This is a genomic window from Pseudomonas sp. AGC41, from assembly GCF_057334555.1.
Map to the genome: position 1 here is coordinate 39,500 of NZ_JBHFJB010000083.1, position 9,784 is coordinate 49,283.

General features: G+C 58.9%; 8 protein-coding genes. 2 read left to right on the forward strand and 6 right to left on the reverse strand.

What is annotated here, in order from left to right; all coding sequences use genetic code 11:
- Positions 1–232: 232 nt before the first annotated feature.
- A complete protein-coding gene (locus tag ACE04F_RS15090; protein WP_486107876.1) occupies positions 233–1,069 on the reverse strand; it encodes an amino acid ABC transporter permease in 837 nt (278 codons plus the stop codon).
- Complete coding sequence (locus ACE04F_RS15095; RefSeq protein ID WP_486107877.1) at positions 1,066–1,887, reverse strand: ABC transporter substrate-binding protein; 822 nt, start codon at positions 1,885–1,887, stop codon at positions 1,066–1,068. Before ACE04F_RS15095 ends, ACE04F_RS15090 begins: the two co-directional genes overlap by 4 nt.
- Before the next feature lie 113 nt (positions 1,888–2,000).
- On the opposite strand from ACE04F_RS15095, the gene ACE04F_RS15100 reads away from it, so the two are divergent.
- A complete protein-coding gene (locus tag ACE04F_RS15100) occupies positions 2,001–2,900 on the forward strand; it encodes a homocysteine S-methyltransferase family protein (RefSeq protein ID WP_486107879.1) in 900 nt (299 codons plus the stop codon).
- 73 nt (positions 2,901–2,973) lie between these two features.
- On the opposite strand, the gene ACE04F_RS15105 is transcribed toward ACE04F_RS15100, so the two are convergent.
- From ACE04F_RS15105 to ACE04F_RS15115, 3 genes are read right to left on the reverse strand one after another with little or no spacing between them, the layout of a single operon-like run.
- Entirely contained in the window at positions 2,974–3,645 is a 672-nt protein-coding gene (locus ACE04F_RS15105; protein ID WP_486107881.1) for a GNAT family N-acetyltransferase, read from the reverse strand.
- 10 nt (positions 3,646–3,655) lie between these two features.
- On the reverse strand, positions 3,656–4,102 hold the full coding sequence (locus tag ACE04F_RS15110; RefSeq protein ID WP_486107883.1) for a GNAT family N-acetyltransferase: 447 nt from the start codon (positions 4,100–4,102) through the stop codon (positions 3,656–3,658).
- Positions 4,103–4,104: 2 nt separating this feature from the next.
- Positions 4,105–4,746, reverse strand: coding sequence for an FMN-binding negative transcriptional regulator (locus ACE04F_RS15115; protein ID WP_486107885.1), 642 nt, complete (start codon positions 4,744–4,746; stop codon positions 4,105–4,107).
- Between the two features lie 100 nt (positions 4,747–4,846).
- Here ACE04F_RS15115 and pdxR point away from each other — a divergent pair, with 100 nt between their 5' ends.
- Positions 4,847–6,400: a MocR-like pyridoxine biosynthesis transcription factor PdxR gene (gene pdxR / locus ACE04F_RS15120; protein WP_486107886.1), complete on the forward strand. Its 1,554-nt coding sequence runs from the start codon at positions 4,847–4,849 to the stop codon at positions 6,398–6,400.
- Positions 6,401–6,432: 32 nt separating this feature from the next.
- On the opposite strand, the gene ACE04F_RS15125 is transcribed toward pdxR, so the two are convergent.
- Positions 6,433–9,726 carry a dermonecrotic toxin domain-containing protein gene (locus ACE04F_RS15125; RefSeq protein ID WP_486107887.1) on the reverse strand — a complete coding sequence of 1,098 codons (3,294 nt, stop codon included), beginning with the start codon at positions 9,724–9,726 and terminating at the stop codon, positions 6,433–6,435.
- Between the last annotated feature and the right edge of the window lie 58 nt (positions 9,727–9,784).

Below are 9,784 nucleotides of genomic sequence, written 5' to 3' on the forward strand. Positions count from 1 at the left end.
CGCTGGGCCATGGATGGCCCTTCGCGGCGGCCCACGGAGCAATGCCGGAGTGAGGGCACACCGAGCCCAGGCGAGGTGCCGAGTGGTGGGGCAAGAGCGTTTTGGTTACTTTTGCGCTTCTCAAAAGTGACCCGCTGTAAGAGCGGAACCATAAGCCGCCGTTACCGCAGCAACGGATATGTACACCACCCCCTAAGAGTACGCACCACCCCTGCAAACCCCCGACAACAGCTCAACGATTATGCAAATAAGCCTTCCCATAATGCCGCTCCATCCGCGCCTGAATCAGCTCCAGCGCAATGGACATCAACCAGTAAATAATCGCCGCCGTAGTCAGCATCTCGATATACCGATAACTGGAACGACCATAGGACTGCGCCAGAAACATCACCTCCCAGACCCCCATTACCGAGATCAACGAAGAGTCCTTGAGCATCGAGATGAACTGGTTGGTGGTCGGCGGGATGATGGTGCGCATGGCCTGGGGCAGGGTGACGCGCCAGAAGATCACGGTTTCGCCCATGCCCAGCGCGAGGGAGGCTTCCCGTTGGCCGTGAGGCACGCCGAGGATTCCGGCACGGAAGATTTCGCTCAAGTAGGCACCGTAATTGAGTGACAGGGCGATGATTCCCGCGGCAATCGCGCCGGGGACGACGCCGAGTTGCGGCAGGCCCAGGTAGATCAACAGGATCTGGATCAGCAGCGGGGTGCCGCGGAAGAACGAGGCATAAAAGCTGGCGATGCCGAACGCCACCGCGCTGCTGGAAAGTCGGGCCAAGGCGGTGAGGAAGCCCAGCAGCGACGACGCAACGATCGAGCACACGCACAAGAACAAGGTCAACACCGCGCCCTGCAGGAAACCATTGGGCGCCAGGTGCAAGCCCAGCAGGTTCGGTAGTTTGTCGAGGATGATCGAAAACTTCAGGTCAAAGCTCAGGAAAAAACTGGCGAACAGCACCAGCATCGCGGCCCAGGTCAGATACAGCCGTGTGCGAAAACCGAAGATTTTTTGCAGGCGCGACTCAGCCACCGGTGGGGGTGGCTGGATAGGGGGCGGAAAAGAACTCATTGGCTGATGTCGGCACCGATCCATTTTTGCGAGAGCTTGCTCAGGGTGCCGTCCTGCTTCAGTTGGGCGAAGACTTCACGCACCTTGCTGTTCCACTCGGCGTCGCCTTTCTCGATGGCAACCGAGTTCGGCTCGGAATACAGCGGCTCGCCGGCCAGTTTGAAGCGCTTGTCGTCGGTCAGGCGTGGCTGCGCAGTCACCAGGTTGGTCAGCACCGCATCCAGCCGAACTCCGGCGCCGAGGCCCAGGTCCTGGAACGCCACGTTGTCGGTATCGTAGGGGGCGATCTGCACGTCCTCGAACGGATAGCTCAACCGGGTATCCTCGGCGCCTTCGATCACCAGGTTCTTGTTCAGATAGCTTTCATAGCTGGAGGCGCTGGTGAGGCCGACTTTCTTGCCGCTCAGGTCCTTGGCGCCATGGATGCTGTCGTCCTTGGCGTTGACCACGATCACCGCTGGCGAGGCGTAGTACTGCACCGGAAAATCGAACACTTCGGCGCGGGCCTTGCTCGGTGTCATCGAGCAGATGCAGATGTCGTAGCGGCCGCTCCAATGGCCGGCCGCGATTACATCCCACGAGGGCGTTTCCAAGCGCAGCTTGACCCCAAGCTTTTGCGCGACGGCCTTGGCGACGTCCACGTCGAAACCGTCGAGCTGGTTCTGGTCATTGAGAAAAGAGAAGGGCGGGTAGCTTTCCATCAACACGCCGACCAGTTCTTTTTTCTGCTCGATACGATCCAGCGTGGTGCCGGCAAGGATCGGTGAGGAAGCGGCCAGCAGCGTCAAGCCCAGGGCAAGCGGTAGAGGTAATTTCACGATGAATCCCAGGCTGAAAAACAGGTTGTGATTGGCGTAAGAGTGCGCATTAAATAGTTATAAGAACGACTCCGATAGTGAGTATTTTTCATAAGCTTATGAGTGAATCGCATATGGCCGCAGCAAGGACAACTATTCTCGATGGCGGCATGGGCCGTGAGCTACAGCGCCGTGGCGCGCCGTTTCGACAGCCAGAGTGGTCGGCCCTGGCCCTCAGCGAAGCGCCCCAGGCTGTGGAGGCGGTGCATGCGGCTTATATCGCCAGCGGCGCCGATGTGATCACCAGCAACAGCTACGCCGTGGTGCCCTTTCATATCGGTGAAGCGCGCTTTGCCGAGGAAGGCCAGGCGTTGGCGGCATTGGCGGGGGAATTGGCCCGGCGGGCGGTGCAGGCTTCAGGCAAAGCCGTGCGGGTAGCCGGATCGCTCCCACCGCTGTTCGGTTCCTACCGTCCCGATCTGTTCGACGCCTCCCGCGCCAGCGAGCTGCTGGCGCCATTGGTTGCTGGCCTGACACCCCATGTCGACCTGTGGCTGGCCGAGACCCAGAGCTCGACCGTCGAGGCGCGGGCCATTCACGCCGGACTGCCAAAGGACGGCAAGCCGTTCTGGCTGTCGTTTACCTTGAAAGACGAAGACACCGATGAAGTCCCGCGCCTGCGCTCCGGCGAGCCGGTGGCGGACGCCGCGGCAGTGGCGGCGGAGCTGGGGGTCGAGACGCTGCTGTTCAATTGCAGCCAGCCCGAGGTGATTGGCGCTGCGATCGACGCGGCCCGCGAAACCTTCGAGCGTCTCGGCGTGCAAATCCACATTGGTGCCTACGCCAACGCCTTCCCGCCGCAACCCAAGGAAGCGACAGCCAATGACGGGTTGGACCCGCTGCGCGAAGACCTCGATCCGCCGGGCTATCTGCTTTGGGCGGCTGACTGGCGTCAGCGTGGGGCCAGCCATTTGGGCGGCTGTTGCGGCATCGGGCCGGAGCACATTGCGGTGTTGGCACAGCAACTGCGCTGATCCTGGCTGCAAGCGCCGTGGCGAGGAAGCAAGCGCCCTCGCCGCGCAGGCACCGAGCGGTTCGCGCCGAGGGTCAGGCTCGGCACTGGGCGAGACTGCGCACCTGGCCATCCGCGCTCTGGTTTTCCTCACTCAGCCAGCGCTCGAAGGCTGCGCCGATCGCCGGCCATTCCGAGTCCAGCATCGAATACCACGCGGTGTCGCGGTTCTGCCCCTTGACCACCATATGCTGGCGAAATACGCCTTCAAAGGTAAATCCCAGCCGCTCGGCGGCATACCGGGAGCGAGCGTTGGCGTTGTTGCATTTCCATTCCAGGCGTCGATAGCCCAGGGCGAAACACTCTTTCGCCAGCAGGTACACCGCCTCGGTACTTTTCGGCGAGCGCTGCATCGGCGCGCCGAAGGTGACATGGCCAATCTCGATACGGCCTTGGGCCGGCACGATGGACATCAGGCTGAGAATACCTTGCACGTCGCCACTGGCGCGGTCGATCACGCTGAAGAAATACGGATCGATGTTGGCCGCATGGTTGTTCAGCCAGGCATCGAACCCGCTGCGCTCCTTGAACGGGCCGTAGGGCAGGTAGTCCCAGAGTTTCGGGTCGGCACCGGGACCTTCGAGGGCTTGCCACAAGCCGTCGGCGTGACGCGCCGGGTCGAGTTTTTCCAGGCGGATGAAGCGTCCTTCCAGCAAGCGCGTAAACGGCGCCGGGGCACCTTTCCAATCAGCGAGCGAAGTCGACATGCTGCGTTCCTTAAAGGGCTTTGCGAAATTGAATGTAGCCAGGGCGTTCGGCGATGCGCTCGTAGAGCTGGATCGCGGTCGCGTTGGTCTCGTGGGTCAGCCAGTGCACTTTGCAGCACCCGTCGGCCTTGGCGGTGGTGTAAACGAATTCGATAAGTTGGCGACCTGTCCCCGCACCACGGCGTTGTTCTGCAACCAACAGATCCTGCAGATAGCAGGAGTTTTCGATGCTCCAGTTGGAACGATGGTAGATGAAATGCACCAGGCCCACCGCCGTAACACCATCCCAGGCGAGCGCGCCGTGGGTGGGCTCACGGTCATCGAGCAGACGTTGCCAGGTGCTCTGGCTCACCGCGGCCGGCAATTCGGTGTTGTAGAACCGCAAGTAGGCCTGCCATAGCGGCAGCCAGGCGGCATGGTCGGCAGCGGTGACAGGGCGGATCTCAAGCTGGCTCATGTTCACTCCTGAGGCATTTGTTCAGACATCAGGCGTGCGAGCGCCTGGTCCTGCGGGTCGGGGCTCATGGTGAGCCCGTTGCGAACCCCAGCGGCATCGGCGGGGCTGCGGTTCTGGCTGAGCTTGCGCTTGCCTTCCAGACGCTGGATGGGCAGGGCGAAGCCGACGATGGCCTTGAGCATGCTGTCGATGTATTCCGCCGGGGCGTCGTCGATTTTCCACGGCTGGGCGCGGGCGCTTTCATGGCGGTGGGTGAGTTCGCCGACCAGGTTGCGCAGCCGTTGAGGATCGCTGAACACCTCGGCGTTGCCATAGGCGTGGACGGCGAGGTAATTCCAAGTGGGCACGACCTTGCCGTGCTCGGCCTTGCCGGGGTAGAAACCCGGGCTGACGTAAGCGTCGACGCCTGCAAATACCACCAGCGCTTCGGCACCGGCTTCCAAGTCACGCCACTGCGGATTGGCGCGAGCCATATGCCCATGGAGGGTTCCGTTCGGCCCCTGTCGAGTGTCCAGCAGCAGCGGCAGATGGCTGGCCTGCAAGCCGTGTTCGCCGTGGGTAATCAATACGGCGAGGCGACAGTCATCCATCATGCGATGCAAGTGAGGCAGGTCTTCCACAGCAAAGGCTTTTGGGTTGTACATGGAAATTTTCCTTGGCGATTACCTGCATCGTAGGCAGGCTATTGGTCTGTTGTAAGAGCCACTTTCGACCAATTCGACAGGTCCATTTCCAGGTGCAGCCATGCCCGATGCCGTACCGCCATTGTCTTTCAACCCCGCCGGCATCGAGCTGGACCGCCGCCATGGGCTCAGTCGCCAGCTCTATCAAGCCTTGCGTGCGCGGGTATTGGACGGGCGCCTGGCCAGCGGCACACGGTTGCCGGCCAGCCGCGACCTGGCGGCGGCGTTGTCGATTTCCCGCAACAGCGTGGTACGCGCCTACGACCAGCTGTATGCCGAAGGCTTCATAGAAGGGCGAATAGGCGACGGTACCTACGTGGTGAAACTTTCACCGCTGGCATTGCCATCGGGAAAATTATCCACAAAACCATCCACAGGCTTTTCAACAGAGGTATCCACAGCCTTATCCACAATTCAGCTTGATTCTCCTGTGTTTCCATCCAGCAAAGTTATCCACAGCAACGCGCTCGAACGGGTCGAAAAGCATCATTTGGCCCAGCCCCCGAGCGGACCGCCAAGAGCGTTTCGGGTCGGCGTCCCGGCGTTCGATCTGTTTCCTTTCGACGTGTGGGCCAAGCTGAACGCGGCGTTCTGGCGAAAACCGGATCTGCAGCAGTTGTGCTACGGCGATGCCCAAGGCGATGCGCGCCTGCGCGGTCTGGTCGCGGCCTACCTGCGTAGTTCACGGGGTTTGCACTGCTCGGCTGAGCAAATTGTGATCACCAGTGGCGCGCAACAGGCGATCAGCCTTTGTGCACAGTTGCTGGTGGACCCTGGCGACATCGTCGCGGTGGAAAATCCCGGCTATCGAGCCGCGGGGCACGCGTTTGCCGTGGCCGGTGGCGACGTGCGGGGCGTACCGGTAGACAGCGACGGGCTCGATTGTGCAGCGCTGGCTGCACTGGACCGCTGTCGGCTGGCTTACGTGACGCCATCCCATCAGTATCCGACCGGGGTGGTCATGAGCTTGCCGCGGCGTCTTGAGCTGCTGGCCTGGGCCGAGCGCAACGATGGCTGGGTCGTCGAGGACGACTATGACGGCGAATACCGCTACAGCGGCGCGCCGCTGGCGCCCTTGGCTGCGTTGGATCGCGGCGGCCGCGTCCTGTATGTCGGGACGTTTGGCAAAGTCGCGTTTCCGGCGTTGCGCCTGGGTTATCTGGTGCTGCCGCCCGGCCTGGTCGATGCCTTCGCCCGACGTCGGGCGGTGGATGTGCGCCATTCTGAAATCAGCACTCAGGCGGTCATGGCCGAGTTCATGGCCGCCGGGCACTTCCAGCGGCACATCAGGCGCATGCGCCGGGCCGCGTTAGCACGGCGCGATGCGCTGTTGGCGGCATGGCCGCGGGATATTCCCGGGGTGGGTGAGATGCCGTCGGTAGTTGCCGGACTGCACGTAACGGTTGCAGTGCAAAATAGGGAGCGTGAACAGGAGCTGATCGCACAGGCAGCCGGCGCGGGAGTAGAAATCAATGGCTTGAGCAGCTATTGGCTGTCCACTACCCCGCCGTTGCAAATGCGCGCTGGGTTGGTGCTGGGGTTTGCGGCCGTTCCGCCCCTGGCGATAGAGGCCGCACTCGCTCGGCTGGCAAGAGCGTGGGCGATCATCGGCTGAATTTTTACCTATGAAGCGCCCTGCGGTTTTATTTATTCAGGTGATTTGAAGAAGAATTTCCTGGCTTGATCAATGGATATTTCGCTGCGGTATTGGTCAATCAGATGTTGTTGGCTGAGCGCCCTCTGGATGGGCCCGGCGGCAGCTTGTTCGGATGTCTTCAAATTGGCGGAGAGGAAGGCATGGTCAGGCACCCAGCTCTGCGAATAATAAAAATCTGCGTACCAGAGACTCTTCTTGGAGGATATGTCCTTGATGACATACCGATCATAAAAATCGGCGGTTTCCTTCCGGTACTTCCTGGTTGTTATCTTCTTCATGAAAATCTGATTGCGTTCCTTAAGCCAAATGACACCGCTCATGGTAGGGGGGCTTTGTTTTACCAGCGTTTGTACCGTTACGACTCCATAGGCATAAAGCGCTTTTGACTCTTCCGCCAATTGTTCACCGATCGAGAGAGCCTTTAGCTGCTCCGCCGGAGTGCTCTGTGTATCGTTGGGCGCCTGTTTTCGTTCCAGTGACTTGTCAATGGCGCGATGTATCTTCTCCATCCGTGCCGCATGAGCGTCGATGGTCAATTGGATACCGGTGAAGGTTCGGTCAGGTCGCGCGATGCGCTCTTTGATTTTTTCCTTGAACTCAGCCAGACCTTGGAGCAGAGCGTCGCCTTTTGCCAGGCTGATGGGCAAAGGCGGCGAGATTTCCCGTTGGGTATCGGGTTTTATATGAACTACCCATTCGCCGGTTGGTTTGCGATGGAAGGTCACGATGTTTTCGTCTGAAAATGGATGCTTCACGTCGACCCAATCTGTTTCCTCCAGAGTGGCGGTCAAGCGAGGCTCGCCGCTGACCAAGCCCCAGAAGCGTGTCCTGATGAATTTTTTCCTTGGCCTTGGACGCTCCTGGTAAGGGCTGCCTGATAACCGGTTTTTGCGCCTTTTTTCAACGGCACGCGAAAGATGGGTGAATGCGCTTTGGTTAATGGAGCGGATCTGTTTGTGCAATTTCTCGAGGTAGCCTGCGCGAACGAATTCTTCATATTCTTCTGACAGGTAATCCAGGTGCTCATCGATTGCAGTGAACTGTTCAATGAGGCTGCCATAGCCATCGATCTGCTCGTCCAGTCTCATCCTGGCTCGCTCGGTGACGACGTCGTTCAGGCTTTCATATGAGACAGTAAGGTTATCGACGATCTGGTTGAGCTCAGCCCAGCCTTCGGGGATAACGTTGATACTGTCCAATGACAGGGTGACATGGCGATACATTTCGAGCTGCACAAGTCGAAGTTGCTTAGCATGGTAGGAAGGCATTTTTTGCCGGTACTCCCGGACATACTCAAAGCCCGCACGTCCCAGCTCCTTGAGCTGGGTAAAGCGGGACTCCATGTATTTGAGGCGCTCAATCATATCGTCGCCACTGCTGATCATTTGTTCAGCGCTGTCTACATGCGTTTTTTCCAGCACCTCGATTTTTGAAGTGATCATTGCCATGGCTTTGCTGTGGATCGCCGAAAATGTTCCCTGCAACAACTCTATCTCGGCAAAGGTGAAGTTCACCTGCGCTTTTACATATGCGAAGGCGGAGTAGGGGAAGCCGGGCACTGCCAACGTCCCAGGCCACTTCAACAACGTTTGCAATGCTTTTTCATAAAGCTGGGTCTGTTTGCCAAGCGTTTCCAGGCTGCTATCGCGAACTTGTTCTCGGGCGTCATCAGGTGCGTTGCGTAATTCTTCTGCTTGCATACCCAGCAGCTTCTCGTCTTGAGGTAGCTGCTCTTCGAATGTGATCAGTTCGTGGAGCAACGTAACGCTACGGGTTCGCTCTTCAGCCTTGAATTGCACCCTGACAGCCTCTGCTCCGTTTGCGCGCAACTGTAAACGGACGTCTATCTGCCACTGGTTCTGAGCATCCAGCATCAAGAGAGGGCCCTTACGCTTTGGCTCCTTGGCATCGATAATCCTGACTTCGTCACCCGTTACAGCCACCTTGAACCATTTGCCATCAATCAGTGCGTACCGTTCTGCCTGATGTGTGTAGAGTCCCTTGAAAGCACCCTCGGCTTCCGGCTGAGCGGGTTCTGGAGGCGCGACGCTCAAGGCCTCCAGTTGCGTGGTCCGCTCTTTGGATTTACTCAACAAAGCGTCAAGGATGTGGACCTCTCCTTCATGCTCCGGAGGAAGTTCGGCGGTTTCGAAAGGTGGCTGCTTTTCGATGATCCGTTCGGGGTTTTCCACATTTGATTGTTCGATGACGTCTTCCGTTAGCTTTTTGGCAGTATCGAGTTCAATCTTTTCCGGTAGCTCTTCGACAGGAACGCGTCCAGCCTCGTTGGCCCTGCTCAGGGCGTGTGTCATAAGCGCGAATGCCAGGTTCATCAGCAGATCGACGAATGCCATCCACTTGTCTTGGGAAGAGGACGCTTCGCCGGCCGATAACTTCTCCAGATCGTCCTGAATTTGCCAAAGCCAAGCCGCAGCGCCGATGGCATTGCCGAGGTAGGGCAGCGCCAGGTTGAAAATCAGCCAACCCGCGCGCTCGAACGATTCCCAGCGGCTTTCGTTGTTGGAGACCGATTGTTGGTCGGCAAGTTGCGCCATCGCATCGGCATTGGCTTTGTACAAGGTGCTCAGGAAATCCTCGTCTAAGGCTTTCTCGCTCAACGAGACCGGGCTGCTGTCGAGAGCGGCCTTCAACGGTGATAGCGCCATTTCCAGCAAAGTGCGGAACGAAGGAAAACCATCTTGGAAAACAAACTGGCTATAACGGGCGCGTACGGAATCGGGGAGCCACGCCAGCACCGATTGGCGCAAGGAAGATGTCTGGTTGATTGCGTATACAAGGTTGTTGAGCGACGGATATTGGATCAACCGTGGCTCGAACAGCGGACGATAAAGCAGGCATGGACCGGCACTCGGGGTAGCAGGGCCAATAATGAACATATTGGCCACTGTATCGACTGAACCGTCCAGGTGAAGTTGCTGATGAAAGGCCAGCTCGCGCATGACGATGGTTTGGCCTTCCACTTGGCGATTGGCTTGTTCAAGCTCCATCACCGCGGCGACATAACGGTAACCGCGCTCATCGATATTCTCTTGTCCACGGATCTTGCTTTCCAGCGCCAGCATGGGTAACTGGATGCGCAGTTGGGATGTATAAAGCTGCTCGCGCCGCTTGGACTCGATGGGGTCGTCAATCAGCTTGGTTCGGATCAGAGCGGGATAGTGGCTGCCGATGTCCACCTGAGCGACGAGTTGCTCAACATATTCGGGGGTCATCCATTCGGGAAGCTCTTGTCCACCCAGCGATCGAACCCCTTTGTCGCCCAAGGGGAGTGCAATGAGGTTTCGTAACGCGAGTTCAACGAGATTGAACCGGGTCGTGTCG

Coding starts and splice junctions, on each gene's coding strand:
- ACE04F_RS15105 (WP_486107881.1), bottom strand. CDS start 3,645: ATGTCGACTTCGCTCGCTGATTGGAAAGGTGCCCCGGCGCCGTTTACG.
- ACE04F_RS15090 (WP_486107876.1), bottom strand. CDS start 1,069: ATGAGTTCTTTTCCGCCCCCTATCCAGCCACCCCCACCGGTGGCTGAG.
- ACE04F_RS15110 (WP_486107883.1), bottom strand. CDS start 4,102: ATGAGCCAGCTTGAGATCCGCCCTGTCACCGCTGCCGACCATGCCGCC.
- ACE04F_RS15115 (WP_486107885.1), bottom strand. CDS start 4,746: ATGTACAACCCAAAAGCCTTTGCTGTGGAAGACCTGCCTCACTTGCAT.
- ACE04F_RS15100 (WP_486107879.1), top strand. CDS start 2,001: ATGGCCGCAGCAAGGACAACTATTCTCGATGGCGGCATGGGCCGTGAG.
- pdxR (WP_486107886.1), top strand. CDS start 4,847: ATGCCCGATGCCGTACCGCCATTGTCTTTCAACCCCGCCGGCATCGAG.